We start from the raw sequence: 26456 nt of genomic DNA on the forward strand, positions 1-26456 counted from the left end.
CCCCGGCTACGGCGCGTCGACCAGGCGGCGCAGCAGGCGGCTGAGCCCCTCCCCGTCCAGGGCGGGGAGGCCGTGGGCCGCCGGGGCGAAGAAGGCGCGGTCGACGGCCTCGACGGCCGGGATGGCGGCGCGGGCGAGGGCGATGCCGCGCGGGGTGATGCGCAGGCGGCGGGCCCGGGTGTCGTCCGGGTCGGTGGTGCGGTCGAGCAGGCCCTTGGCCTCCAGCTTCCGCACCACCTGGGAGGTGGTGCGGACGTCGGTGCCGGCCTGGGCGGAGAGCTCCTGCTGGTTGGGGGTGGTGCCCTGCTCGTTGAGCCACCAGGCGCAGGAGAGCAGCACGAACTGCGGGTGCGTCAGGTCGTGCGGGGCGAGGGCGGCGGCGACCTCGCGCTGCCAGCGCAGGGTGGTGTGCCACAGCCAGAAGCCGGGGCTGTTCGCCGGGCCCTCGACCAGTCCGTCCATGCCGCTCTCCTCCGTGTTCGTGGTTCCCGCGGGTCGGGTTCGTACGTTTCAGCCGGTCACGCGACGGGGGCCGGATCGGCCCGCTCTGCCCGTTCGGCGTGGGCGAGCAGGCCGGCCATCGCCTCCGGGAAGTCCTCGGTGATCACCGGGCCGAGTTCGGGGCCGAGCCGGTCGGCGTCCGGGCCGGTGATCTCCAGGCGGTGGACCACCCGGGTGCCGCCGTCGGGGAGGGCGGTGAGGGTGTGCGAGAAGTCCAGCACGGCGCCGCCGAACTCGGTGCGGTCGGCGTAGGCGCGGTCCGGCTCGATCCGGGTGATGACCGAGACGATCGGGTCCTGCCCGGTCGGGGTCATCGAGACCCTGCCGCCGACCGCGAACGGGCCGTCCAGGGTGACGGCCTCCATCGAGGTGTCCCAGTCCGTCCAGCGGTCCAGGTCGCTGAGCACGGCCCAGACGGCGTGCGGCGCGGCGGTGGTCTCGGCGGTGTACTCGTGCTGCCACATGGCGGTTCCCCCTGTGCTCGATTTCCTCTACGCGGAGATTATCCCTGCGGGGATCATCTCCGCAAGGGCGGGGGCGGACGGCGTGCGGCGGACCCGAAAGGCGCTGCACCGGTTTCCCCCGCCCTGCTACGGTCGAAACGAATTCGACCCGGCGGAAACCGCTGCGACCCGAGGAGAACCGACTCCGATGCATGATGCCCGCGTCCTGATCGACCTGGGGGACGAAGCCGTCCGGCTCCTGGCACGTCGTGGCTACCAGCTCGACCTGTCCGCGCTGCAGGCGCTGCAGTCCCGCCGCAACAGCGGCATCCAGGCCGGTGACGAGCTGCGGGCCCGCTCGAAGCAGGTCGCCCAGGAGGTGCAGCGCACCGCGAAGCAGGGCGGGGACGTCACCGAGCTGAAGGAGGCCGCCCGCGCGCTGAAGGAGCAGGTCCAGCAGAACGAGGCGGAGCTGGAGCAGGTCCAGCAGGAACTGACCGACCTGCTGCTGACCATCCCCAACCTGCCCGACGACGAGGCCCCCGACGGCTTCTCCGACGAGGACGCCCGCGAGCTGCGCCGGGTCGGCGAGCCGCAGCGCTTCGACTTCGCGCCCAAGGACCACGTCGACCTCGGCGAGACCATGGGCATCATGGACTTCGGCCGCGCCACCAAGCTGTCGGGCTCGCGCTTCAGCGTGCTGCGCGGCGCCGGTGCGGCGCTGGAGCGGGCGATCGTCGCCCTGCTGCTGGACCTGCACACCCGCCGCCACGGGTACGTCGAGCACGCGGTGCCGTACCTGGTGAACCGGCGCACCATGACCGGCACCGGGCAGCTGCCGAAGTTCGAGGAGGACCTGTTCAGGACCGGCGTCGCGGACCGGGACCTGTTCCTGATCCCGACCGCCGAGGTCCCGCTGACCAACCTGTACGCGGACGAGATCGTCCCGCCGGCCGAGCTGCCGCTCGCGCTCACCGCGCACACCCCGTGCTTCCGCTCGGAGGCCGGTTCGTACGGGCGGGACACCCGCGGGCTGATCCGGCTGCACCAGTTCTCGAAGGTCGAGATGGTGCGGATCTGCGCGGCCGAACAGTCCCGGGAGCAGATGCAGTTGATGGTCTCGCACGCCGAGTCCTGCCTGCAGGAGCTCGAACTCTCCTACCGCGTCGTCGCGTTGGCGGCGGGTGACACCGGATTCTCCTCGCAGCTGACGTACGACCTGGAGGTGTGGCTGCCCAGCCAGGGCACCTACCGGGAGATCTCCTCGGTGTCGGACTTCGGCACCTTCCAGGGCCGCCGGGCCGGCATCCGCACCCGCGACGAGAAGGGCAGGCCGACCCCGGCCGCCACCATCAACGGCTCGGGCCTGCCGCTGGGCCGCACCATCGCGGCGGTGCTGGAGCAGCACCAGCAGGCCGACGGCTCGGTGTTGCTGCCCAAGGCCCTGCACCCCTACCTGGGCTTCGCCCGGATCGCCGCGGACGGCACGCCCGTCGCGGAGTAGCAGGGAGCAGCAGCAGGAGCGGGGCCCCGGTGGCGCGCGACGGACGACCGTCGCGCGCCACCGGCACGTCCGGGCGCGGACGGCGGTGCGGGCAGCGGATGGCAGCACGGGCGGCGGACGGCGGAGGGGGCGGGCAGCGGCGGTGCGGACGGCGGACGGGGCGGGCAGCGGCGGGGCGGGTGGCGCGGGCGGCGTCGGGGGCCGCAGGCATGTGGCGTGCCGGGCGGGGTAGCTGACCGGGCGTTACCGTCGATGGATGGGAGAGGCGGCGAAGGTGGTGCGGCCGGCGAGGACGGTGTGGCTGGCCCGGGCGGCGATCGGCTGCGGGCTGGCGGCGGTGCTGGTGCTGGCCGCCGGGGCGGGGCTGCGCGGGGCCCTGGTGGTGGCGGTCGGCGTGGTCGCCCTGGCGCTGATGGCGGTCGGCGGGTGGTGGGCGCTGTCGCGGCGCGGGCCGCTGCGCTGGCTGGGGGTGCTGCTGGCGGTGGCGGCCCCGGCGGCGGCGGTGGCGCTGTACGTGGGCGCGGGGACGTGGCCGTGGGTGCTGGGCGCGGTGGCGCTGTGGGCGGCGGGCCTGTGGCTGGCCCGGACGGCGCTGCGGTCGGCGCGGCGGACCAGGGAGATGCCGGAGCGGGAGGTCGACGCGCCGCGCAGGCCCGTGCTGATCATGAACCCGAAGTCCGGCGGCGGGAAGGTCGAGAAGTTCCACCTCGCGGAGCGGGCCCGCGAACTGGGCGCGCAGGTCGTCCTGCTGGACCCGGACGCCCACCAGGACGTGGTGGAGCTGGCCGAGCGGGCGGTCGCGGACGGCGCGGACCTGTTGGGCGTGGCGGGCGGCGACGGCACCCAGGCGCTGGTCGCGCAGGTCGCGGCCCGGCACGGGCTGCCGTTCCTGGTGGTGTCGGCGGGCACCCGCAACCACTTCGCCCTCGACCTGGGCCTGGACCGCACCGACCCGGCCCGCTGCCTGGACGCGCTGACCGACGGTGTGGAACTGCGGGTCGACCTGGGCGAGGTCGCAGGCCGGGCCTTCGTCAACAACGTCTCCTTCGGCACCTACGCGGAGATCGTGCAGAACCCCGAGTACCGGGACGCGAAGGCCGCCACGATCCTCGCCATGCTGCCCGACCTGCTGGTCGGCTACGCGGGCGCCCGGCTGTCCGCCGAGGCGGGCGGCGAGCGGCTGGAGCACCCGCAGGCCGTCCTGGTCAGCAACAACCCGTACGACGCGGGCGACCTGCTCGACCCGGGGCGGCGCTCCCGGATGGACCGCGGGCGGCTCGGCGTGCTCGGCGTGCGGGTGGACGGCGCGGCGCAGGCCGCGGACCTGGCGCTGCGTGGTACGAGTGCGGAGGCGGTGACGGTGCTGGTCGGCCGGGAGGTGCTGGTCACGGCGGACGTGCCGAGCATTCCGGTCGCGGTGGACGGCGAGGCCCTGGAACTGGACGTGCCGGTGCGCTGCGTCATCCGGCCCGGCGCGCTGCGGGTGCGGGTCCCGCGCGACCGGCCGGGCACGGTGGCACCCGCCCCGGCCCTGAAGTGGAGTCGGCTGGCGCACCTCGCGTCGGGCCGGACGGAAGAGAACGGTGGTGCACGGTGAGGGCGTTGACGCGGTGGGTGCTGGCTGGTCAGCGCGTGGTCGCGGACCTGTCGGCGGTGGACGAGGCGGTGTACGTGGCGGTGGCCGCGACCCCGACGCCGACCCTGGACGAACGGCTGCGGCAGCTCTCCACGGCGGCGAACCACTCGAAGATCTCGATCGCGGTGGCCTGCGGGCTGGCCCTCGTCCCGGGACGGCCGCGGCGGGCGGCGGTGGTCGGGCTGGCGTCGGTGGCGACGGCCTCGGCGGCGGCGAACCTGCTCGGCAAGTCGCTGGCGCGGCGCCACCGGCCGGACCGGGTGGCGGGGAAGGTGCCGGAGGCGCGGCACGTGCCGATGCCCGAGTCGGCGTCCTTCCCGTCCGGGCACACCGCGTCCGCCTTCGCCTTCGCCACCGGCGTGGCCTCCCGCCTGCCGTGGGCCGCGGCGCCGCTGGGCCTGCTGGCCGCCTCGGTCGGCTACTCCCGCGTCCACACCGGCGTCCACTACCCGGGCGACGTGGTCGCGGGCGCCCTGCTGGGGACGGTCGCGGGGAGCGTGGTCGCGGGCGTCGACGAATGGTGGCCGAAGCGCTGACGGGCCGCCCCGCGCGAAGCGGCGTCGGCGCCGGTGCCGGTGTCGTGTGCGCCGCGGCGGTGCGAACGGCCGCCCCGGACGGGGGAGCGTCCGGGGCGGCCTGGCCCGGGAGTCGGCGGACCGTCACTTCAACCGGGCGACGGCCAGGTTGAGTTGGAGCACGTTGACGCCGTCCTGGCCGAGGAGGCCGAGCGAGCGGCGGTCGGTGTGCTGCTCGATCAGGCGGTTCAACTCCTCGACGGGGAGGCCGCGTTCACGGGCGACCCGGCCCGCCTGCTCCCTGGCGTAGGCGACGGAGATGTGCGGGTCGAGCCCGGAGCCGGAGGCGGTGAGCGCGTCGGGCGGAACGCTGGCCGGGTCGACGCCGTCGAAGGCGGCGACGGCGGCCCGGCGCTCCTCGACGCTCCTCAGCAGGTCGGCGCTGTTCGGGCCGAGGTTGGAGGCGCCGGAGGCGGTCGGGTCGTAGCCGCCCGCGGAGGGCCGGGGCTGGAACCACTTCGGGTCGGGCCGGTGCGGGGCGCTCGGGTCGGTCTGCGGCAGGTCGAAGCCCTGGCCGAGCAGGGTGGAGCCGACCGGCCTGCCGTCGTACTCCGCGATCGAGCCGTTGGCCCGTGCGGGGAAAGCGAGTTGACTGATGCCGGTGACCAGCAGCGGGTAGGCGAGGCCGAGGAGCACGGTCATCGCCAGCAGCATCCGCAGTGCGGTGAGGTGGGTGCGCAGGAAGGTGGGCACGGGGTTCTGGCCTCTCTCAGCTCAGGCCGGGGACGAACTGGACGAGCAGGTCGATCGCCTTGATGCCGACGAAGGGCACCACCAGGCCACCGATCCCGTAGATGCCGATGTTCCGGGCCAGCAGCGAACTGGCGTCGGTGGGACGGTACTTGACGCCGCGCAGGGCGAGCGGGACCAGGCCGACGATGACCAGGGCGTTGAAGACGACCGCCGAGGTGATCGCGGAGGTCGGGCTGTGCAGGCCCATGACGTTGAGGTGGCGCAGGCCCGGGTACACCCCCGCGAACATCGCCGGGATGATCGCGAAGTACTTGGCGACGTCGTTGGCGATCGAGAAGGTGGTCAACGCGCCCCGGGTGATCAGCAGTTGCTTGCCGATCTCGACGATCTCGATCAGCTTGGTGGGGTTGGAGTCCAGGTCGACCATGTTCCCGGCCTCCTTGGCCGCCATGGTGCCGGTGTTCATCGCCACGCCCACGTCGGACTGGGCGAGCGCCGGGGCGTTGTTGGTGCCGTCGCCGGTCATCACGACCAGCTTCCCGCCCGCCTGCTCCTGCTTGATCAGCGCCATCTTGTCCTCGGGGGTGGCCTCGGCGAGGAAGTCGTCCACGCCCGCCTCCTCCGCGATCGCCTTCGCGGTCAGCGGGTTGTCACCCGTGATCATGACGGTCCTGATGCCCATCCGCCGCAGCTCCTCGAAGCGTTCGCGCATGCCCTCCTTGACCACGTCCTTGAGGTGGACGACCCCGAGGACCCGCGGCGCCCTCGCGCCGTGCCGCTCGGCGACGACCAGCGGGGTGCCGCCCGCGGCGGAGATCCCGTCGACCAGCGCGGCCACCTCCGCGCCGACGCTGCCGCCGCCGCTGGTCACCCAGTGGGCGACCGAACCGGCCGCGCCCTTGCGGACCTGCCGCCCGTCCACGTCCACGCCGGACATCCGGGTCCGCGCGCTGAACGGCACCCAGGCGGCGTGCGCCAACTCGCCCTGCGCCCGCTCGCGCAGGCCGTGCCCGGTCTTGGCGAGGACGACGATCGAACGGCCCTCGGAGATCTCGTCCGCGAGCGAGGAGAGCTGGGCGGCGTCGGCCAGCTCGTCGGCCCCGACCCCGGGTGCGGGCAGGAACGCGGCGGCCTGCCGGTTGCCGAGGGTGATGGTGCCGGTCTTGTCGAGCAGCAGCGTGTCGACGTCGCCCGCCGCCTCCACCGCCCGGCCGGACATGGCGAGCACGTTGCGCTGCACGAGGCGGTCCATGCCCGCGATGCCGATCGCGGAGAGCAGCGCGCCGATGGTGGTCGGGATCAGCGCCACGATCAGCGCGACCAGCACGACCGTCGGCTGCGGGGCCCCGGCGTACGTCGCCATCGGCTGGAGGGTGACCACCGCGATCAGGAAGACGACCGTCAGCGAGGCCAGCAGGATGTTCAGCGCGATCTCGTTGGGCGTCTTCTGCCGGGCCGCGCCCTCGACCAGGGCGATCATCCGGTCGATGAAGGTCCTGCCCGGCTCGGAGGTGATCCGTACGACGATCCGGTCGGACAGCACCCGGGTGCCGCCGGTGACGGCGCTGCGGTCGCCGCCCGACTCGCGGATCACCGGCGCGGACTCGCCGGTGATCGCCGACTCGTCGACGCTGGCCACCCCCTCGACCACGTCGCCGTCGCCGGGGATCACCTGCCCGGCCTCGACCACCACGTGGTCGCCCGACCGCAGGGCGGTGCCCGGGACTTCCTCCTCCTCCCGGGACGACGGCCAGTCGGTGAGGCGGCGCGCGACGGACTCGGTCCTGGCCCGGCGCAGGGACTCGGCCTGCGCCTTGCCGCGGCCCTCGGCGACCGCCTCGGCCAGGTTGGCGAAGACGGTGGTCAGCCACAGCCAGCCGGTGATCGCCCAGGCGAAGACGGACGGGTCGGCGACCGCGGCGACGGTGGTGACCGCCGAGCCGACCTCGACCACGAACATCACCGGGTTCTTCACCATCACCCGGGGGTCGAGCTTGCGCACCGCGTCGGGCAGCGCGGCGAGCAGCAGTTTCGGGTCGAACAGGCCGGCCGCGGCCCGCTGCGGGGCGGCTCCGGTGGCGGGAGCGGTGGTGGGCATCAGTGGAGACCTTCTGCGATCGGGCCGAGGGCCAGGGCCGGGAAGTAGGTGAGGCCGACGACGATCAGGACGACGCTCGACAGCAGGCCGACGAACAGCGGCCGGTGGGTGGGCAGGGTGCCCGCGCTCACGGGCACCGGCTGCTGCCTGGCCAGCGATCCGGCCAGCGCCAGCACGAACACCATCGGCAGGAACCGGCCGAGCACCATCGCCAGGCCCAGCGCCGTGTCGTACCACGTGGTGTTCACCGTGATGCCCGCGAACGCCGAGCCGTTGTTGTTGCTTGCGGAGGTGAACGCGTACAGCACCTCGGAGAAGCCGTGCGGACCGGAGTTGAGCATCCCGGCCCGCTCGCCGGGCAGCGCGATCGCCGCACCCGTGCCGATCAGCACCAGCACCGGGGTGGTGAGGATGTACAGGGAGGCGAACTTCATCTCCCGGCCGCCGAGCTTCTTGCCCAGGTACTCGGGGGTGCGGCCGACCATCAGGCCCGCGACGAACACCGCGACGACCGCCAGGACCAGCATCCCGTACAGGCCGGAGCCGGTGCCGCCGGGTGCGATCTCGCCCAGCATCATGTCGAACACCGTCAACCCGCCGCCGAACGGCGTGAACGAGTCGTGGAAGGAGTTCACCGCACCGGTCGAGGTCAGCGTCGTCGAGGCCGCGAACAGACTGGACGCGGCGACGCCGAAGCGCTGCTCCTTGCCCTCCAGCGCCGCCCCGGCCGCCTGCAGCGCGCTGCCCGCGTGCTGGTGCTCGAAGAAGGTGACCAGTGCGGTCGAGGCCGCCCAGAACAGGCCCATCACGGCGACGACCGCGTAGCCCTGGCGGTGGTCGCCGACCATCCGGCCGAAGGTGCGCGGCAGGGCGAACGGGATCACCAGCAGCAGGAAGACCTCCAGCCAGTTGGTGAAGCCGGTCGGGTTCTCGAACGGGTGCGCCGAGTTGGCGTTGTAGAAGCCGCCGCCGTTGGTGCCCAGCAGCTTGACGACCTCCTGCGAGGCCACCGGCCCGCCCGGGATCGACTGGGTGCCGCCCGTGAGGGTCGTCACCTGGTGGAAGCCGTGGAGGTTCTGCACCATGCCGCTCGCCGCCAGCACCAGCGCGAGGACGATCGACAGCGGCAGCAGCAGGCGCAGCGAGATCCGGGTCAGGTCGACCCAGAAGTTGCCGACCCGGTCGGTGCGGTGGCGGGTGAAGCCGCGGATCAGCGCCGCGACCACCGCGATGCCGACCGCCGCCGAGACGAAGTTCTGCACCGCGAGACCGGCCATCTGCACCAGGTGGCCCATCGCCGACTCACCGGAGTAGGACTGCCAGTTGGTGTTGGTGGTGAAGGAGACCGCGGTGTTCCACGCCTGGTGCGCTTCCATCTCGGGCACGCCCAGGCTCAGCAGCAGGTGGGTCTGCAGCCGGATCAGCCCGTACAGGAACAGCACCGAGAGCGCGGAGAACGCCAGCACCGAGCGCAGGTACGCCGACCAGTTTGTAGAGACCGCGCTCGGCTCTGAGGTGCTTGGCGGAGGTGAGCAGGTGGGCGATGCAGTCGCCCAGGGGGCCGGTAGCACAGGGCCAGCGCGCCGACGAGGGCGAGGGCCTGCAGCCACCCGGCGGGAGTGGCGCCCATGTCAGAACTTCTCCGGGTGGACCAGCGCGAGGACGAGGTACCCGACCAGCGCGGCGGCGACGAGGAGACCCGCTATGTGCTCGGCGCTCACAGCTTCTCCACCCCCCGCGCGATCAGGGCGATGACGGCGAACACGGCGACCGTGAGACCGACGTGGATCAGGTCTGACATGGCATCCACCAAGGTGGCTCGGAACGGGGACCGGCGCTTTCGCCGGCCCCCTGAGCCAAACAGCGCGAACGCCCGCCGCCGCGGTTCCTGACGCCGCCCATACGGCCGCCCCGGCAACCTTGACGCCGCCTTGACAGCGCCTCGGCAACGCCTCGGCAACGCCTCGGCAGCGCCTCGGCGCCGGGCGCGCCCTCCGCATCAGGGCAGGTCGGCGGCCAGGGCGGTCAGGGTGTCGCCGAGCGGGGCGTCGATCCGGGCGGTGGCGAGGTCGTCGCCGCGGGTGGTGCCGCGGGTGACGATGGCGACCGGCTTGCCGCTCTTCGCCGCGTGCCGGACGAAGCGCAGGCCGGACATCACGGCGAGCGAGGAGCCGAGCACCAGCAGCGCCCGGCCCTCGTCCACCAGCCGGTAGCAGTGCTCGACCCGGTCCTTGGGCACGCTCTCGCCGAAGAACACCACGTCCGGCTTGAGGACGCCGCCGCAGACCGCGCAGGGGGCGACGGTGAAGGAGGCGACCAGGTCGTCCGGCAGCTCGACGTCGCCGTCCGGGTTGATCCGCGAACCGGCGTCCCGGAAGGCCGGGTTGAGGGCGGCGAGGCGCTCGTCGAGGGCGGCGCGGGCGGTGACGGCGCCGCAGTCGAGGCAGACCACCCGGTCCAGGCCGCCGTGCAGCTCGACGGCGTCGGCGGTGCCCGCGGCGCGGTGCAGGCCGTCCACGTTCTGGGTGATCACCGCGGAGACCCGGCCCGCCGCCCGCAGCCGGGCCACCGCCAGGTGCCCGGCGTTCGGACGGGCCCGGGCGATCACCGCCCGCCCGGCGTGGCTGCGCGCCCAGTAGCGGCGGCGGGCGGACTCCCCCGCGACGAACTCCTGGTACGTCATCGGCGCCCGGTTGCGGCGCACCCCGTCCGGCCCCCGGTAGTCCGGAATGCCGGACTCGGTGGACAGCCCCGCCCCGCTCAGCACCACCACCCCGCCGCCGTCCAGCAGCCGGGCCACCTCGGGGAGTCCGTCCTCGTACGTGCTCATGCCCTCCATTGTGGAACGCCCGGGACGGAAGCCGGCCGGACCGGCGTCAGGGATCCGTACGGGCCAGCAGCACGCCGCCGGTCAGGAACACCCCGAGCAGTCCCGCCCAGAGCAGGTGCACGCCGGTCCAGTGCGGGTGCCCCGGGGGCAGGAAGACCGCGAACCGGTCCGGCAGCAGGGCGGCGGCGATCACCAGCAGGAGGACGCCCGGGGCCGCGGTCGCTCCCCCCTGCTCGCCCCCGGTCAGCCGCAGGCCCAACGCGGCCAGGGCGAGGGCGACAACGGTCAGCGCTCCAGCCTCCGTGGCGAGCCCGCCCCAGGGGAACAGGGACCGCACCTCGGGCGCCGCCGCCGCCCGGGCCAGGACGGCGGTGGCCGTCCAGACCACCGCGCCGACCGCGAGGACCGGGACCGCCCGCACGACCCGGCGGAGCAGCGGCCGCACCGGAAGGACCCCCGTCGTCCGCGCAGCCCTGTCATCCAGCGCGAAACCCACGGCGAGTGCCACCACGACCGCCCCGACCCGGCAGAGCAACGCGGCGTCGGACAGGCCCAGGCCCGCCCCCAGGGCGGCGGGGAGAGCGGCCGTCGACAGCGCGACGGACCCGCCGAGCAGCAGGGGCGTCCTGGGGGTCTGCCGCAGTGCGGGCCCCAGGAGGGCGACGGCCAGTCTTCCGGCCGACTGCTTCCTGGCTGTCCCGGCGGTCCGGGGCGGCGCGCTCAGCATCCTGCCACCTGGTTCCCGGTGACTGCCTCGGGCGCCGGGACGCCGAGCAGTTCGGCGGCACGGTCGACCGTGGTGCCGTGCGCGGAGAACTCCGCCCAAGCGGCCTTGACCGTTTCCGCGGTTCGCCCGCCCTCCTGCCCGATCAGGGCGAAGGCGAGTTCCGCGGCCCGCGGCTCGAACGAGACGCCGGCGGCGGATCCCAGGAGCGGCATGCTGATCGCGCCGCCGAAGGTCCGGTCGCGAACGGACCGCAACGCCTCGCGCGTGCCCGGAGTGGCTTCCCCGGCCAGCCAGAGCACGAGCACCGCACGGGCCCCGCACACCATGGACAGTCGGGGCCGGTCGGGCACCTCTCCGGTGACCACCCGGTAGGCGAACCCAGTGGCGAACCCGGCCACGGCGTCACTGCGGCGATCACCGGCCGCGGCTCCGTCGCTCCAGTCCGTTCCGACCGTCACCGCGCCGGGCGTGCCCGCCGCGGCGTCGTCGCGGCTCCAGGACTCGGGCAGCGCAGTGCCCCCGTTCGCGTCGGCGAACGGCAGGACCCGCTGCCGGACGGTGTAGCCGGCGCCCGCCACGTCCTGCGGGACACGGTGCAGCACGCCCTCTGCCACCTGCTGCCACTCCTGCTTCCACCGGTCGAAACCCTCGAAGGCGCAGTAGGTGACCCCGTTCCCGACGGTGCAGTCCTGGTACGCGGCAGGATGCTCGGTGAACGCGGTGCGCCGCTCCACGACCGCGGAGGAGACTCCCCGGGTCTGCACGACCCCCGTGACCAGCACCCCCGCCCCGGCAACCGCGGCCACCACCTTCAACCCGGCGCCCCGACCACCGCTCCGCAGCACCGCGACGGTCGCGAGCAGCACCGCCAGCGCCGCAAGCCACCCCGCGTGCGCCGCGGCCGGACGGGCCGTCAGGACGACTGGCAGCGGCGCCGCGTTCTCGTCCTCGAACGCCAGCAGCCCGAGCCAGCGCCACGACGAACCGGCGTTGAGCGCCCCGGCGAAGGTCAGGACGCCGAGCCCGACCACGGCTGTCGGCGCGACCACGCCCGAGGTCGCGAAGACGGACAGCAGGACGCCGATCACCCCAGCCAGCAGCACGCACAGCGGTCCTGCCAGGAGGTCCCAGTAACGGACCTGGCCGACCGCGCCCGGCCGGTTCGCCAGGTACCCGATCCTGGCCGCTGTCAGCACCGCGGCGATCAGCACGGTCGGGAGCAGCGACAGCAAGTGGGCGAGGACCCGCCGGGCGCGGCCGACGACCAGGGTCTCGTACACCGTCTCGGTGGAGTCGCGGTGCGAGCGCAGCGCGGCCTGGTTCGCCGCCAACAGGGCACCGGCGGCGAGGAGCAGCAGGGGCAGGTGGACGAACCAGGATTCGTCCTGCAGCACCGGGAAGCGGTGTGCGGCGTCCCCCGTGGCCAGATCGAAGATCCAGAAGGCGGCGTAGAGTCCCGACGCGGCCAACAGTGCCGGGTGCCGCAGCAGCCGTACGGCCTCGACCCGGGCGAGCCCGGAGACAGCCCCGCGGCCGCCCCGGGCCACGACCCTCCCGGGCGACGGCCGGCCCTGCTCGGTGGAGGTTCCGCCGAGAGCGGTCGACGACGTCATCGCAGCACCCCCTGATCGGCCGCGGGGGCACCGTCGAGGAGGAGCAGGTAGCCGTCCTCCAAGGTGGGTGCGAGCCGTCGGGCCTCCTGCGGAGGCGTGCCGATGTTGCGGAACGTACCTTCGCCCGTCCGCCAACCGGCCAACGCGGTGCGGTCCCGCTCGGTGCTCGACCAGACCCGGCCCTCCGCAACGGCTTTGAGCTCGGCGGGCAGCCCCTGGAACTTCACCACCCCGCGGTCCAGGACGATCACCCGTCGGCAGAGGGCGGAGACGTCCTCGGTCTGGTGGGTGGAGAGCAGGACCGTCCGCCCCTCCCCCAGGTCGGCGACCAGTTCGCGGAACCTCAACCGCTGCTCCGGGTCCAGGCCCACGGTCGGTTCGTCGAGGACCAGCAGGTCGGGGTCGCCGATGATGGCTGCGGCCAGGGCGACCCGCTGGCGCATCCCTCCGGACAGCGCCTTGATCTTCTTGGCGCGCTGGTCCGCCAGGCCCACCGTCTCCAACACCCTGAGCACCTCGGCACGGCGGGCCCTGCGGTCCGTCAGCTCCTTGAGGATCGCCACGTAGTCGACGAACTCCAGTGCGGTGAAGCCCGGGTGGAAGCCGGGGTTCTGCGGCAGGTAGCCGAGACGGCGCCGGATCGCCAACTTCCCCGGTCCGGTCCCGGGGTCCTCCCCCAGGAGCGACAGCTCGCCCCGGTCCGGGGAGATGGCCGTGGCCAGCACCCTGAGCAGGGTCGTCTTGCCGGCGCCGTTCGGCCCCAGCAGCCCCGTCACCCCCGGACGCAAGACGAACGAGACGCCGTCGAGCGCCGGTCGCCCTCGGAAGCCCACTGATACGGAACGGACGTTCACCGTACTCTCGGAACCGGACATTGGTCTCCCATCGATTGACGTCCGCACCTCGGGGCGGCCCCGAAGACGGTCTGCTCCGGTCTTCGGAGCCGAAAGGTCAGGCCGTCGAACGACGGCCGCTCCGCCACGAGCCCTGCTCGAACCTGTGCCGCTGGGCCGCGACCAGCCCGGCCCCCACCGATGCCACCAGCACGCAGGCCGCCTGGGCCGGGCCGGTGAGCAACGCGGACCGGGTGGTGCTGCCCCACCCCGCCCACGCCACGGACGCCACCCAGACCGCTCCCGCGACACCGGCGGCAATCCCTGCTTCGAGGTAGGCCGACAGCGCGAGCGCCAGCGTGACCACCGCGAGCGAGGGCGCCAGCCAGCCGAACAACGCCAGTCCCTGCACCGGCATGGCCAGGGCCGCCACCGCTCCGAGCACCGCACTCGTGAGCAGCACGGTGGCGCTGCGCAGCAGGACCAGACGCAGGCTGCTCACCGGCATCACCAGCCCCAGCTCGTACATCGGATCCGCCGCCGGCCCGTACGACAGCGCCACGCCGGTCACCGGGACGAGCGGCGCGACGAGCAGCAGCACCGTCGCCGAGACGGCCGGCGAAAGGCGGGCGGCCAGCAGCGCGAAGAGCAGGGCGGTGACCGCAGCGGCCAACCAGGACCGCCGCAGCACCGGAGTGGCCATCGCCAACCGGGCGAGGTGCTCGGGTACGCCGACCGTGACGAACAAGCCTTCCAGCCGACTACGTGACGGCGCGTCGAGCCGCTCCGAGAGCTGTCGCCACCCCGCGTCGGTCCGGCTCCGCGACGCGATCGAGGCCAGTACGGTTCGGCAGTGGAGGCACTGTCCGAGGTGGTCCTCCACCTCGACGAACAGTTCCGCCCGCAGCGCGCCCCGCGCGTACCCTTCGATCCGGCTCGCGGAAACGTGCACATCCTCCGCTCCGACCGCTCCGACCGCTCCGACCGCTCCGGCCGCTCCGGCCACCCCGACCTCGGGGCCGCGCTGGTCCGCGCTCACGCCAGTTCCTCCCGCAGTCGACGCCGTGCCCGGCTGGCCCGGGACTTGACCGTCCCCTCCGGAATCCTCAGCGCCATCGACGCCTCCTTCACCGTCATCCCCTCCAGCACCGTGGCCGCCAGCACCGATCGCAGATCGGCGGGCAGTCGATCGATGGCGCCACCGACATCGCCGTACGCGACGCCGTCCAGTGCGCTCTCCTCGGCCGACGGCACCGGCTCCTCCCGCCCCCGGAAGCGCACGAGCAACGCCTGCAGGCGCTGTCGCGCCCCGTGCCGACGGCCCGCGTCGGCGAGCCGCCGGACGCAAATCCGCCACAGCCATCCCGCGACGTCCACGTCGTCCTGCCTGCGGTAACGGGAAGCCCCCCGCCACACGCTCACGAAGACCTCCTGCACGATGTCGTCCACCAGTGCCGGATCCGCGCACCGGTACCGGAGTCTCGCCTCCAGCCAGGGCGCGTAGTGGCGGTAGAGGACCTCGAACGCCGCACGATCGCCGTCCGCCACCGCGCAGAGCAGCGCCGCGTGATCCATTCCCTGCTCCATCTCCCCTGCCACACCCCCTGATCGCCCCTGCCCCTTGCGGCGGTTCACTCCCGGGCGAACTTTTTTCGTGATCTTGTCCCTCGCCCGTTCGACCGGCAACGACGACGGTCCACCGGCCGAGTATGGCAAAGACACGGCCTATGCGAGACCAAATCCCGCCCATGGTTGGTTTTCAGCCATTCGAATTTTGATCATGCGCATATTTCGGCAATGCCTTTCGCGCACGGATCGACCGTCTATAGCCTCCGGGAGTCGACCGCACCCGCGTTCGACTTCTCCCACGAGAGGAATGCCCATGCGCACGAATGGCTTAACTGCCAAGCGCGCTGCCGTCGTCCTGGCCGCGACCCTCGCGATCGGCGGCGGGATCGGCGTGACGTCGGCCAGCGCCGCCTCCGCCCCCTCCTGCGTGTCGTACTACAGCACCAGCAGTTGGGTGACCAACACCACCCGGGCGACCAACAACTGCAGCTACGACGTGCGGATCCGGTTCGACTGGTCGAACCACGTGGACGGACCGTGCACCACCATCGCCGCCTACGGCGGTTGGCACTCGGAGACCGTGGCCATCACCGCGTCGTTCCAGGGCGCCTACACCTGCTGAACCGACCGGAGCGGGCGGCCCACAGGGGCTGACCACCCCCGAAAAGCCGCCGGGTAATTCCACGGAAGGCAGAACAGGCTCGTCCGGTTCCGATTCCGGTTTTATCGGCACCGGAACCGGAACCGGACGGGTCGGCATTTTCCGGAACCGGAATCACCGGATCATTTTCCACCCGAGAACCGCCGCCCCGTCCCCGCGCGGCGGCGCGGCCACCGGCACCGGACGCCCACGCGCCCCGGAGGAACCCGCGGAACCCAGCGGCCCAGGCAGTGCCCCCACGCACCGCCCGGGCCGCTCCAACTGCGGACGTTCCGGCCCCCACAGCCCGAACTTCCGCCGCCTCCTTTGTACGTCGGTTCACCGCCGGGGCAGAAGACGCGTACGGATCTTTCTTGGGAGCGCTTCCACGAACCGTCCGCCCGCCGGACGTCCCGCGAGCCCCGGCGCCCGCCCCGCGCTGCGGCGCGCGGCACTGCCGGGCGCCGCGCGCCCGGCCGGGGGTCGGCCGCCCCCGCCCTGGGAAGCACCGGGAAGCGGGCAGGTTGAATCGTCAACTCGCTTGGATTGCAGTCGAGTTGACTGGCCGCCCGGAAGCGGTTCGAATGGCTCCGACCCTGCTCGGCAGAGCCCTCAGCACCGCCCCGGGAGCACCCCCATGCACGTCACGCTGTTCCGCCAGGTCCGCCCGTTCGGCGGCCCGCCCACCGACCTGGTCGCCGTGGACGGCGTCCTGGCGGCCGCACCGCCCGCGGGCGCTCGCCCGGTCGTGGTGGAGGGCGGCGGCCGGATCGCGCTGCCCACGCTGGTGGACGCGCACGTCCACCCGGACAAGACCAGCTGGGGCGAGCCCTGGTACAGCCGCCGCCCGGCGCACCGCCTGCCCGAGTACGTGGCCGCCGACGTCGAGCTGTACGAGCACCAGCGCGCCCCGATCGGCGTCCGCGCGCACCGTCTGCTCGCGCACGCCGTGACCCGCGGTACCCGCGCCGTCCGCGCGCACGTGGACGTCGCCCCCGCGTACGGCCTGGCCGGGGTCACCGGCCTGCGCGAGGCCGCCGAGCGGCTGGCCGGGAAGCTGGACGTGCAGTCGGTGGCGTTCCCGCAGCACGGCGTGCTGCGCACGCCGGGCGCGGCCGAGCTGCTGACCGAGGCGGCCCGCGAGCACCTGGTGGACGCGGTCGGCGGCATCGACCCGGCCGGGTTCGACGGCGGCAGTCCGGACGGCCGCGAGCAGCTCGACCTGCTGTTCGACCTCGCCGAGCGGTACGGCGTCCTGCTGGACGTGCACCTGCACGACCGCGGCGCGACCGGGCTCGGCCCGCTGCGCGCCCTCGCCGCCCGGACCGTCGCGGCCGGGCTGCAGGGCCGGGTGACGGTCAGCCACGCGTTCTGCCTGCCCGAACTCCCCGCCCCCGAACTCGCCGCCACCGCCGACGTGCTGGCCGCCGCCGGGATCGCACTGACCACGGTCGCCCCGTCCGCGCACCAGGTGCTGCCGTTCCGCGACCTGCGGGCCCGCGGCCTGCGGATCGGCCTCGGCTCGGACGGCGTCCGGGACTCCTGGAGCCCGTACGGCAACGCCGACATGCTGCACCGCGCCCACCTGCTCGGCTGGACCACCGACGCCCGCACCGACCGGGAGCTGACCGACTGCCTGGAGCTGGCCGCGCACGGCGGCGCCGAGCTGCTCGGCCTGCCGAGGGCCGACCTGACGCCCGGCACGCCCGCCGACTTCCTGCTGGTGGACGGCGAGTGCACCCCGCAGGTGGTGGTCGACCTGCCGCCGCGCGAGCTGGTGGTGAAGGCCGGCCGGGTGGTCGCCGAGCAGGGCACGCTGGTCGACTGAGGGGCGGCCACCAGCCGACCACGGTTCGCCGGCGGACGAACTGTCACCGCGCACGGCACGCCCGTCGCCCGACGCGCGGCCACCGACCGCTCACGGTTCGCCAGCAGACGAACTGTCACCGCACAGGGCAAGTCCGTCGACCGACGCGCGGCCACCATCCGCCCACAGTTCGCCACCCGACGAACCGTCGCCGCACACGGCACGCCGCAACGGCGGTGGCCGCCCCGCGCCCGGGGTGGCCACCGCCGTCCGCGCGCCCGCTCAGTCGCGTTCGACATCGACCTCGGTCAACCGGGCGAACCGCTCCGGGTCGGTGCGCCGGATCCGCCGGGCCACCAGCCAGCCGACCGCCGCGACCACCGGCATCGGCACCAGCAGCAGCCAGTTGACCAGGCCCGAACGCCCGGTCAGCAGGTCGAAGTTGAACAGCGCGAGCACCGTGAGCACGGCCAGCCCGGCCGCGGCCAGCAGCGGCGCCCACACCACCCGGAACGCCGACATCCCGCGCCGGTCGGTCCGGAAGAAGGCGAACACCGCGACCGCCGCCAGCGCCTGCATCACCATGATGCCGAGCACGCCCACGCTGTTGGACCAGAGCAGCACCACCAGGTACGGGTCGACCGCGAGCACCGCGCCCAGGCCGACCACCAGCGCATTGAACACCGACTGCACCAGCACCGCCCGCCCGGGCGACCCCGTCCGCGGCGAGACCCGGCCGAGCCCGCGCGGCAGCAGCCCTTCGCGGCCCAGCGCGTACAGGTAGCGGGCGGCGGCGTTGTGGAAGGCCAGCGCGGAGGCGAACGCCGAGACGACGATCAGCACGTGCATGGTGTCCGACAGCCACAGGCCGACGAAGCGCTCGGCGGCCCGGAAGGTCAGGTCGGGGCCGCCGTCGGCGCGGGCCTGCGCGACCGCCTCGTCGGTGCCGTAGGCGCCCATCACGATCCAGGTGCCCAGGGCGTAGAACACCGCCAGGAAGCCGATCGCGACGAACGTCGCCCGCGGCACGGTGCGGGCCGGGTCGCGGGCCTCCTCGGCGTAGATCGCGGTCGCCTCGAAGCCGGTGAACGCGCCGATGACCAGCACGAACATGCCCGCCACCCCGGCCTGGGTGAGCAGTGAGGGGTCGAAGGAGACCGGGTCGAGCGCGGCCGTCCCCCGGTCGGCCAGCACCCCGCCCTCCATCAGCAGCAGCGACAGCACCTCCAGCACCAGCGCCTCGCCCAGCACCTTCGCCGACAGCGTGACCTTCAGCCAGCCGAGCACGCCGACCACCGCCACGCACGCCCCGGACAGCAGCCACCACGGCACGTGCGCGCCGGTGCGCTGTTCGATGTGACCGGCCGCGAAGTAGCCGAACGCGGCCGCCACGCCCGGGGTGATCAGGTTGTAGCTGACCACCGCCACGTAGGCGGTGACCACGCCGAGGGTCCGCCCCAGCCCGCGCGCCACGTACGCGTAGAAGGCGCCCGCGTTGCGCACGTAGCGGCTCATCGCGGTGAACCCGGCGGCGAACAGCACCAGCAGCGCGCCCGAGACCAGGTACGCGGCGGGTGCGGACGCCCCGCCCACGCCGATCGCGAACGGCGCGATCCCGGCCAGCACGGTCAGCGGCGCGGCCGCGGCGACCACGAAGAACACCAGGTCGGTGGTGCCGATCAGGCCCCTGGCCAGCCGGTCGGGGGAGGCGGACGGGTCGGGCGGGACGGCGGGCGGGCGTTCGACGGAGGGGGTGGAGGTCATGGGGGGTCCTTCCGAGCACGGCGGGGGGGTGGGGGTGACTGCCTCAGCGGGAGCGGTCGTCGAGCCGGTCCAGGACGGTGCGTCCGCGGTGCAGCACCAGCAGCCGCCCGGGGTGCGCGGCGACCGCCTCGGGCACCGAGTGCGCGGCGACGGCCACCAGGTCCGCGGGCCGCCCGACGGCGATCCCGTACTCCTCGACGCCGAGCGCCCTGGCGGCGTGTCCGGTGACCAACTCCGCTGCCAGCAGCAGTTCCTGATCGGTCATCAGCTCGCCCTGCAGCCCGATGACGGTGGCCCGCTCCAGCATGTCGCCCGTCCCGTACGGCCACCACGCGTCGCGGATGTTGTCGGAGCCCGCGAAGACCAGCACGCCCAGCTCGTGCAGCAGCTTCACCGGCGGCATCGTCCGGACCGGGCCGTTGGTCATCACGGCCACCCCGGCCGCCGCCAACGCCGAGGCGGTGCGGGTGAGTTCGGGCTCCTCCAACTGGCCCAGGCAGTACGCGTGGCTGACCGCGACCCGTCCGCCCAGGCCCAGCGCCGCCGTCCGTCCGGCGATCGCCCGCAGCTGCGCCGCACCGGCCTCGCCGCCGTCGTGCAGGTGGATGTCGACCGCCGCGCCGTGCCGCTCGGCCAGGCCGAACACCACGTCCAGCTGGCCGTCCACGTCGCGGTCGAAGCCGAACGGGTCCAGTCCGCCGACCAGTTCGGCGCCCTCCCGGAGCGCCGCGTCCAGCAGCCCGGCCACCCCGGGCTCGGCCAGCACGCCGCTCTGCGGGAACGCCACCACCTGCACGTCGATCAGCTCCCGCACCCGCTCGCGCGCCTCCAGCACCGCGGACAGGTGGTCCAGCCCGGTGTCCGGGTCGACGTCCACGTGCGAGCGGACGAAGCCGGTGCCCAGCGCCGCCATCCGGCGGGCCAGCGCCTCCGCCCGGTCCACGACCGGCAGCTGCGCGGCCACCTCGCGGCGCAGCTGCCGCTCGGAGGCGATCTGCTCGCGCAGGCCGTCCGTCGCCCGGTGGGGCTGCCAGGGCGCGCCCAGGAAGGTCTTGTCCAGGTGCGCGTGCCCGTCGACCAGCGCGGGCAGCAGCAGCGCCCCGTCCAGTGCGGCCTCGCCCGGCCCGGGCTCAACGCGTGCGCGCCCGGCGGGGGCGGGGGTGATCGCGGCGATCCGGCCGTCGGCGATCCGCAGGTCGGCGCGGGAGCCGTCGGGGAGGGTGGCGTCCAGCAGCAGGTGCGGGCCGGGCGGCGGGGAGGCGGTCACGGGCGGGCTCCGGTGCTCGTCGGGGTCGGTGAGCCGTCAAGGTATCTGGTATACCGAATACCAGACAAGAGGGCGGCCCACCCCGATCTGGAATGATCTGATCTACTGCTCGCTCCCTCCGCCCGCTTCCGCCTGGAGCCCCCGATGACCGACACCCTCGGCGACGCCCACCAGTCGCTGGCGGACCTCGTCTACGTCCAGTTGCGCGAGCGGATCATCGAGGGCGAGTACGCCACCGGGCAGCGCCTGGTCGAGCGCGAACTGGCCGACGGCATGGGCGTCTCGCGGATCCCGGTCCGCGAGGCGATGCAGCGCCTCGAACGCGAGGGCTTCCTCACCGTCCAGGCCCGCCGCGGCGCCGTCGTCGCCGACTTCGGCCCCGAGGAGGCCGAGCACTTCTTCGCCGTCCGCGAGTCCCTGGAGGCGCTCGCCGCCAGCCTCGCCGCCCGGCACGCCACCCCCGCCGGCATCCGCGGGCTCGAACGCCTGCTGGCCCGCACCCGCAAGGCCGCCGAGGCCGGGCGCCTGCGCGAGACCGTCAGCCTGAACGCCGACTTCCACCGGGAGATCGTCGAACTCTCCGGCAACCCGCTGCTGCGCGACATGATGGCCCCGCTCGACGGCCGTCTGCGCCGCCTGTTCCGGCTCACCTCCGACGTCGGGACCAGCCTCCCGATGTGCACCGAGCACCAGCAGCTCCTCGACGCCATCAGGGCCCGCGACCCCCAGACCGCCGCCGCCCTCGCCCGCCACCACGTCGCCGGAACCCGCGCCTTCGCCCGGCAGGCCCTCGGCGGCTAGCCCCGCCGGTGGCGCCCGGGGCGGGAAACGCCCACCCGAACTGCGCGAATGGCCCCGTAGGCCCCACCTCGGCACACCCCCTCCTCATATGATCGGAGCGACATGCGTCATCCTTGGTGGTGAGTAGCACTGCCCAGACACCAGCAGGAGGAAGCTCGTGGACGACGTTCTGCGGCGCGCCGCGCTGTTCGCGGCACTCGACGACGACCAGGCTGCCGAGCTCCGCGCTTCCATGACCGAGGTGACGCTCGCCCGCGGTGAGTCGCTGTTCCACGAGGGCGACCCGGGCGACCGGCTCTACGTCGTGGTCGAGGGCAAGGTCAAGCTGCACCGGGCCTCCCCCGACGGCCGCGAGAACATGCTCGCCGTGCTCGGCCCCTCCGAGATGATCGGCGAGCTCTCGCTCTTCGACCCGGGCCCGCGCACCGCCACCGCCACCGCCCTCACCGAGGTCAAGCTCCTCGGCCTCGGCCACGGCGACCTGCTCCCGCTGCTGCACGCCCGCCCCGAGGTCTCCATCGCGCTGCTGCGCGCCATCGCCCGCCGCCTGCGCCGCACCAACGACGTGATGTCCGACCTGGTCTTCTCCGACGTCCCCGGCCGCGTCGCCAAGGCCCTGCTCGACCTCTCCCGCCGCTTCGGCGTCCAGTCCGACGAGGGCATCCACGTCGCGCACGACCTGACCCAGGAGGAGCTCGCCCAGCTGGTCGGCGCCTCCCGCGAGACGGTCAACAAGGCGCTCGCCGACTTCGCCGGCCGCGGCTGGCTCAAGCTGGAGGCCCGCGCGGTCGTCCTGCTCGACGTCGAACGCCTCTCCCGCCGCTCGCGCTGATCCCCACCGGAGCCGCGCCCGACCGCACCGCCAGGTGCCGCCGGGCGCGGCTCCGCGTTTCTCCGGCCGCCGCCCCCGGCCGCCCCCGGCCGCACCGGCCGGACGGGGCTCAGGGGCCAGGGGCCAGGGGCCAGGGGCCAGGGGGGCTAGATCAGGCCCCGGTCCTCCAGGTACGTGAGCTGTGCGCGCACCGAGAGCTCCGCCGCGGGCCACAGCGCCGGGTCGACGTCCGCGTACACCCGGGCGACCACCTCGGGGGCGGTGCGGCAGCCCGCCTCGACCGCGGTCTCGACCTGGGCGAGCCGGGCCGCGCGGTGGGCGAGGTAGTAGTCGACGGCGCCGAGCGCGTCCGCGAGGACGGGGCCGTGGCCGGGCAGGACGGTGCGCACGCCGTGCTCGGAGGCCATCGCGTGCAGGCGGCGCAGCGAGTCGAGGTAGTCGCCCAGGCGCCCGTCGGGGTGGGCGACCATCGTGGTGCCGCGGCCCAGGACGGTGTCGCCGGTGAGGATCGCGCCGTCCGCGGGCAGGTGGAAGGTCAGCGAGTCGGCGGTGTGCCCGGGGGTGCCGACGACCCGCAGGTCGAGGCCGCCGACGTCGAGGCGCTGCCCCCCGTGCAGGCCCTCCTCGCCCAGCCGCAGGGCCGGGTCGAGGGCGCGGACGGCGGTGCCGGTGAGTTCGGCGAACCGGGCGGCGCCCTCGGCGTGGTCGGCGTGGCCGTGGGTGAGCAGGGTGAGGGCGATCCGCTTGCCCTGCTGCTCGGCGAGGTCGACGATCCGGCGCAGGTGGGTCTCGTCGAGCGGGCCGGGGTCGACGACGACAGCGAGGTCGGAGCCGGGTTCGGAGAGCAGCCAGGTGTTGGTGCCGTCCAGCGTCATCGGGGACGGGTTGGGGGCGAGCACGCACTGGGCGCGCGGGGTGGCGACCCCGCCGACGGTGTCGGCGGGGTCGCCCGGCAGCGGGCCGCTCACGCGGTGCCCCCGGGGCGTGCGCTCACCCGGTGTGCCGCTGCGGTCATGCGGCGTCCCGTTCGGCGCGGCTGAGGCTGCGCAGCGGGAGCGGGCGGACCAGGGCGCGGCCGGGCAGGTCGCGGATCAGCAGGCGGGTGGTCTCCCGGGGCGCGCTCTCGTCGCAGGCGGCGGCGCGGGGGGTGACGGTGCGGGTGGGCGTGGCCGAGGTCCGGCGAGCCACGTCGTTGTAGGTCATCGGAGTCTCCTTCCGAGGTCAGGACGGTCGGTGCGGTTCTGGTCGGCGGCCACCGGTCAGCCGGTGCCGACCCAGTCGCGCCGGTCGGTCGCGCTGGTCGGTCGTGCTGGTCGGTCGCCGCCGGTCAACGGTACGGCCCGGCGCGGGGCCGCCCCCGGAACGGGTCGCCCGGCGGGGCCGGTGATCGTTCCGGGGGAAGGTTCTCACGCCGGGAACACGCCGTCGATAGTCAGCTCGTCATACCCGCTCCACCGCACCGTCATGCGGTCCCCCGCGACCTCGGCCCGCCCCAGCACCGGGGCCACCGTCCGTCCCCGCGCCGCGGCCGCCGCCCCGGCCGCACTGCCCAGCGGCAGCAGCTCGCGCAGCACCGTGACGGTCGGCGGCAGCATCCCGAACTCGCCCGCCTCGAACCCGGCCACCGCCGCCGCGGGCGTCATCCAGGCGACCCGGTCGGCCTCCCCGACGGTGTCCGCGGCGGCCTGCCCGGGCGGCAGCGCGGCCACGAAGAACCAGGTGTCGAAGCGCCGCTCCTCGAACTCGGGCGTCACCCAGCGGGCCCAGGGCGCCAGCAGGTCGCTGCGCAGCACCAGCCGCTGCTCGGTCAGGAACTCGGCCAGCGACACCTCGTGGCGCTCCAGCGCGGCCCGCTCGGCGGCCCAGTCCCGGGGCTCCACCAGCGTCCCCGCGTCCGGCCCGGCCAGCAGCACCCCGGCCTCCTCGAAGGTCTCCCGGACGGCCGCGCACAGCACCGCGCACGCGGTCGGCTCGTCCACCCCCAGCCACCCGGCCCACCGAGCGGTCGACGGCCCGGCCCACGGCGGACGCACCTCCCGGTCCCGCGGGTCCACCCCGCCGCCCGGGTAGGCGTACATGCCCCCGGCGAACGCCATCGTGGCGCGCCGCCGCAGCAGGTACGCCTCGGGCCCGGCCGCGCCCTCGCGCAGCAGCACCACGGTGGCGGAGGGCTTCGGCGGCACGGGGACGAGCTCCCCGGCGGCCAGGGCGCGGATTCGGGCGGGCCAGGACGGCGGCATCTCCAGCATGTTCACGGATGTTAACCGCACCGTCCGGGCACCCTCCGCCCGGGAACGCCCGACCGGGAACGACCGCACCGCCCGGGCCCCCTCCGCCCGGGAACGGCCGTCCGGGAACGCCGCGGGCCCGCCACCGCGAACGGCGACGGGCCCGGACGTCAGCGGCCCCGGGTCAGTCCCGGACCCGCACCATCAGCTCGACCTCGACCGGCGCGTCCAGCGGCAGCACCGCCACGCCGACGGCGCTGCGGGCGTGCACGCCCTTCTCGCCGAAGACCTTGCCCAGCAGCTCGCTGGTGCCGTTGACCACGCCGGGCTGGCCGGTGAAGTCGGGCGCGGAGGCGACGAAGCCGACCACCTTGACGACCTGCTCGACCCTGTCCAGGTCGCCGACCACCGACTTGACCGCGGCCAGCGCGTTCAGCGCGCAGACCTGCGCGAGCTCCTTGGCGTCCTCGGCGGTGACCTCGGCACCGACCTTGCCGCTCAGCGGGAGCTTCCCGCCGACGAACGGCAGCTGCCCGGAGGTCAGCACGTGCACGCCGTCGCGCACCGCCGGGACGTACGCGGCGACCGGGGCGGCGACCTCGGGCAGCGTCAGCCCGAGCTCGGCGAGCCTCTGCTCGACCTGGCCCATGACTACTCCTTCTCGCGCTTGAGGTACGCGACCAGCTGCTCCGGGTTCGGCCCGGGGACGACCTGGACGAGCTCCCAGCCGTCCTGGCCCCAGGTGTCGAGGATCTGCTTGGTGGCGTGCACGAGCAGCGGCACGGTGACGTATTCCCACTTGGTCATGGGGGTGACTCTAGCCGCCCGGGCCGGTGTGAGGTGGGACACAAAGCGGGCATGATTCGCCGGGGCCGCCGGGATGCTCCCGGCATCCGGAGCGTGCGCTGGTTACCCTCGCGTGGAGGGGCGCCTGGGGCCCCGAACGGGAGCGACGGACGGAGAACGGGCGTGGCGGGCACCAGCGGCACGGCGGGGCCGGGCGAGCGGGCACCGCGGGAGCCCGACTGGGAGGGCGTCCGGCTGCACGTGGTCAGCGGGAAGGGCGGCACCGGCAAGACCACGCTGGCCGCCGCCCTCGCCCTGGCGCTGGCCGCCGAGGGCGGTCGGACCCTGCTGATCGAGGTGGAGGGCCGACAGGGCATCGCCGAGCTGTTCCAGATCGCCGCGCTGCCGTACGAGGAACGCCGGGTGGCCACCGTGACGCCCGCTCAGCTCGGCCTGCCCGGCAAGGGCCACGGCGAGGTGCACGCGCTGGCGATCGACACCGAGCAGGCGCTGCTGGAGTACCTGGAGATGTTCTACAAGCTGGGCCGGGCCGGGAAGGCCCTGCAGAAGGTCGGCTTCGTGGACTTCGCGACCACCGTCGCCCCGGGCGTGCGCGACGTGCTGCTCACCGGCAAGGCCTGCGAGGCGGCCCGCCGCAAGGGCCCGGACGGGCGCCGCCGCTACGACGCGGTGGTGATGGACGCCCCGCCGACCGGTCGGCTGACCCGCTTCCTGAACGTCAACTCCGAGGTAGCGGGCCTGGCCCGGATAGGGCCGATCCACTCCCAGGCGCAGGCGGTGATGCGGGTGCTGCGCTCCGCGGAGACGGCGGTGCACTTCACCACCCTGCTGGAGGAGATGCCGGTGCAGGAGACCGTGGACGGGATCGCCGAGCTGCGCGACTCCGGCCTGCCGGTCGGCGGCGTGCTGGTCAACATGGTGCGCCCGCCGATACTGGACGCGGCGGCGGTGGCGGCGGTGGACGGCGACCACCGCGAGGAGGTGGCGCTGGCCCTCGGCGAGGTCGGCCTGGGCGGGCGCTCGCGCAAGCCGGAGACCGTCCGGGCGCACGTCGAGCCGCTGCTCGACCCGCTGCTGGAGCAGGCCAGGGAGCACGCCGAGCGGGTCGAGCTGGAGCGCGCCCAGCGCGTCGAGCTGCAGCAACTCAAGCTCCCCACCTACGAGTTGCCGTTGATCGGCGAGGGCATGGACCTGGCCGGGCTGTACCGGCTGGCGGGCGAGCTGAAACGGCAGGGAGCGGCGTGAGCACGGGCGAGGGCGCGACGGCGAAGAGCGGCGCGGGCGCGAC

At 74.2% G+C, this 26456-nt stretch carries 26 protein-coding genes and 1 pseudogene; 8 read left to right on the plus strand and 19 right to left on the minus strand.

Annotated features, from left to right (window positions below; all coding sequences use genetic code 11):
• Window positions 1–6 precede the first annotated feature (6 nt).
• Window positions 7–462 carry a MarR family winged helix-turn-helix transcriptional regulator gene (locus QSK52_RS12090; RefSeq protein ID WP_285735972.1) on the minus strand — a complete coding sequence of 152 codons (456 nt, stop codon included), beginning with the start codon at window positions 460–462 and terminating at the stop codon, window positions 7–9.
• A 56-nt stretch (window positions 463–518) separates the two neighbouring features.
• Window positions 519–965 (minus strand): SRPBCC family protein, encoded by a 447-nt coding sequence (locus QSK52_RS12095; protein WP_285735973.1) that lies wholly within the window; start codon window positions 963–965, stop codon window positions 519–521.
• Between the two features lie 187 nt (window positions 966–1152).
• Here QSK52_RS12095 and serS point away from each other — a divergent pair, with 187 nt between their 5' ends.
• The 3 genes from serS (at window position 1153) to QSK52_RS12110 (ending at window position 4620) form a co-directional block, all read left to right on the plus strand.
• Window positions 1153–2448 carry a serine--tRNA ligase gene (gene serS / locus QSK52_RS12100; RefSeq protein WP_285735974.1) on the plus strand — a complete coding sequence of 432 codons (1296 nt, stop codon included), beginning with the start codon at window positions 1153–1155 and terminating at the stop codon, window positions 2446–2448.
• 256 nt (window positions 2449–2704) lie between these two features.
• A complete protein-coding gene (locus QSK52_RS12105; RefSeq protein WP_285735975.1) occupies window positions 2705–4045 on the plus strand; it encodes a diacylglycerol/lipid kinase family protein in 1341 nt (446 codons plus the stop codon).
• Complete coding sequence (locus tag QSK52_RS12110) at window positions 4042–4620, plus strand: phosphatase PAP2 family protein (protein WP_285735976.1); 579 nt, start codon at window positions 4042–4044, stop codon at window positions 4618–4620. Before QSK52_RS12105 ends, QSK52_RS12110 begins: the two co-directional genes overlap by 4 nt.
• 123 nt (window positions 4621–4743) lie before the next feature.
• Here QSK52_RS12110 and kdpC read toward each other — a convergent pair whose 3' ends face one another.
• The 10 genes and pseudogenes from kdpC to QSK52_RS12160 all read right to left on the minus strand — a co-directional run bounded on the left by kdpC (window position 4744) and on the right by QSK52_RS12160 (window position 15040).
• On the minus strand, window positions 4744–5352 hold the full coding sequence (kdpC, locus tag QSK52_RS12115) for a potassium-transporting ATPase subunit KdpC (RefSeq protein WP_285735977.1): 609 nt from the start codon (window positions 5350–5352) through the stop codon (window positions 4744–4746).
• A gap of 16 nt (window positions 5353–5368) precedes the next feature.
• The gene (gene kdpB / locus QSK52_RS12120) at window positions 5369–7450 is read right to left on the minus strand and encodes a potassium-transporting ATPase subunit KdpB (RefSeq protein WP_285735978.1); all 2082 of its coding nucleotides are present in this window, start codon (window positions 7448–7450) and stop codon (window positions 5369–5371) included.
• Window positions 7450–9080, minus strand: a pseudogene (gene kdpA / locus QSK52_RS12125) (potassium-transporting ATPase subunit KdpA). The gene kdpB and the pseudogene kdpA overlap by 1 nt, the downstream one beginning before the upstream one ends.
• A 1-nt stretch (window position 9081) precedes the next feature.
• On the minus strand, window positions 9082–9171 hold the full coding sequence (gene kdpF / locus QSK52_RS12130) for a K(+)-transporting ATPase subunit F (RefSeq protein ID WP_037876428.1): 90 nt from the start codon (window positions 9169–9171) through the stop codon (window positions 9082–9084).
• 278 nt (window positions 9172–9449) lie between these two features.
• Window positions 9450–10289, minus strand: a complete 840-nt coding sequence (locus QSK52_RS12135; protein ID WP_285735979.1) for an NAD-dependent protein deacetylase — start codon at window positions 10287–10289, stop codon at window positions 9450–9452.
• 37 nt (window positions 10290–10326) lie between these two features.
• The gene (locus tag QSK52_RS12140; RefSeq protein WP_285735980.1) at window positions 10327–11007 is read right to left on the minus strand and encodes a hypothetical protein; all 681 of its coding nucleotides are present in this window, start codon (window positions 11005–11007) and stop codon (window positions 10327–10329) included.
• Complete coding sequence (locus tag QSK52_RS12145; protein WP_285735981.1) at window positions 11001–12476, minus strand: hypothetical protein; 1476 nt, start codon at window positions 12474–12476, stop codon at window positions 11001–11003. Before QSK52_RS12145 ends, QSK52_RS12140 begins: the two co-directional genes overlap by 7 nt.
• A gap of 140 nt (window positions 12477–12616) precedes the next feature.
• Window positions 12617–13495, minus strand: coding sequence for an ABC transporter ATP-binding protein (locus tag QSK52_RS12150; RefSeq protein WP_285735982.1), 879 nt, complete (start codon window positions 13493–13495; stop codon window positions 12617–12619).
• Between the two features lie 76 nt (window positions 13496–13571).
• Window positions 13572–14492, minus strand: a complete 921-nt coding sequence (locus tag QSK52_RS12155) for a zf-HC2 domain-containing protein (RefSeq protein ID WP_285735983.1) — start codon at window positions 14490–14492, stop codon at window positions 13572–13574.
• Window positions 14489–15040, minus strand: a complete 552-nt coding sequence (locus QSK52_RS12160; RefSeq protein ID WP_285735984.1) for an RNA polymerase sigma factor — start codon at window positions 15038–15040, stop codon at window positions 14489–14491. Before QSK52_RS12160 ends, QSK52_RS12155 begins: the two co-directional genes overlap by 4 nt.
• 295 nt (window positions 15041–15335) lie before the next feature.
• On the opposite strand from QSK52_RS12160, the gene QSK52_RS12165 reads away from it, so the two are divergent.
• Window positions 15336–15644, plus strand: coding sequence for a hypothetical protein (locus QSK52_RS12165; RefSeq protein WP_285735985.1), 309 nt, complete (start codon window positions 15336–15338; stop codon window positions 15642–15644).
• Between the two features lie 559 nt (window positions 15645–16203).
• Complete coding sequence (locus tag QSK52_RS12170) at window positions 16204–17490, plus strand: amidohydrolase (protein WP_435053225.1); 1287 nt, start codon at window positions 16204–16206, stop codon at window positions 17488–17490.
• 261 nt (window positions 17491–17751) lie between these two features.
• Here the strand turns inward: QSK52_RS12170 and QSK52_RS12175 are convergent, their stop codons facing one another.
• The gene (locus tag QSK52_RS12175; protein ID WP_285735987.1) at window positions 17752–19233 is read right to left on the minus strand and encodes an APC family permease; all 1482 of its coding nucleotides are present in this window, start codon (window positions 19231–19233) and stop codon (window positions 17752–17754) included.
• 43 nt (window positions 19234–19276) lie between these two features.
• The gene (locus QSK52_RS12180) at window positions 19277–20500 is read right to left on the minus strand and encodes an amidohydrolase family protein (protein ID WP_285735988.1); all 1224 of its coding nucleotides are present in this window, start codon (window positions 20498–20500) and stop codon (window positions 19277–19279) included.
• A gap of 144 nt (window positions 20501–20644) precedes the next feature.
• Between QSK52_RS12180 and QSK52_RS12185 the strand changes: the two genes are divergently transcribed.
• Window positions 20645–21301, plus strand: a complete 657-nt coding sequence (locus QSK52_RS12185; RefSeq protein ID WP_285735989.1) for a GntR family transcriptional regulator — start codon at window positions 20645–20647, stop codon at window positions 21299–21301.
• A gap of 157 nt (window positions 21302–21458) precedes the next feature.
• Window positions 21459–22133, plus strand: a complete 675-nt coding sequence (locus tag QSK52_RS12190) for a Crp/Fnr family transcriptional regulator (RefSeq protein ID WP_014136744.1) — start codon at window positions 21459–21461, stop codon at window positions 22131–22133.
• 146 nt (window positions 22134–22279) lie between these two features.
• Here QSK52_RS12190 and QSK52_RS12195 read toward each other — a convergent pair whose 3' ends face one another.
• From QSK52_RS12195 to QSK52_RS12215, 5 genes are all read right to left on the minus strand, one after another.
• On the minus strand, window positions 22280–23101 hold the full coding sequence (locus tag QSK52_RS12195; RefSeq protein ID WP_285735990.1) for an MBL fold metallo-hydrolase: 822 nt from the start codon (window positions 23099–23101) through the stop codon (window positions 22280–22282).
• 43 nt (window positions 23102–23144) lie between these two features.
• The gene (locus QSK52_RS12200; protein ID WP_285735991.1) at window positions 23145–23336 is read right to left on the minus strand and encodes a hypothetical protein; all 192 of its coding nucleotides are present in this window, start codon (window positions 23334–23336) and stop codon (window positions 23145–23147) included.
• Window positions 23337–23539: 203 nt separating this feature from the next.
• On the minus strand, window positions 23540–24382 hold the full coding sequence (locus QSK52_RS12205; RefSeq protein WP_285735992.1) for an NUDIX hydrolase: 843 nt from the start codon (window positions 24380–24382) through the stop codon (window positions 23540–23542).
• Between the two features lie 163 nt (window positions 24383–24545).
• A complete protein-coding gene (locus QSK52_RS12210; RefSeq protein WP_285735993.1) occupies window positions 24546–25010 on the minus strand; it encodes a RidA family protein in 465 nt (154 codons plus the stop codon).
• Window positions 25011–25012: 2 nt separating this feature from the next.
• Window positions 25013–25168 carry a DUF4177 domain-containing protein gene (locus QSK52_RS12215; RefSeq protein ID WP_014136749.1) on the minus strand — a complete coding sequence of 52 codons (156 nt, stop codon included), beginning with the start codon at window positions 25166–25168 and terminating at the stop codon, window positions 25013–25015.
• Between the two features lie 162 nt (window positions 25169–25330).
• Here QSK52_RS12215 and QSK52_RS12220 point away from each other — a divergent pair, with 162 nt between their 5' ends.
• A complete protein-coding gene (locus QSK52_RS12220) occupies window positions 25331–26413 on the plus strand; it encodes an ArsA-related P-loop ATPase (RefSeq protein ID WP_435053226.1) in 1083 nt (360 codons plus the stop codon).
• The last annotated feature ends 43 nt before the right edge of the window (window positions 26414–26456 follow it).

It is taken from the genome of Kitasatospora phosalacinea, from assembly GCF_030268885.1.
Classification (GTDB): Bacteria; Actinomycetota; Actinomycetes; order Streptomycetales; family Streptomycetaceae; genus Kitasatospora; species Kitasatospora phosalacinea_C.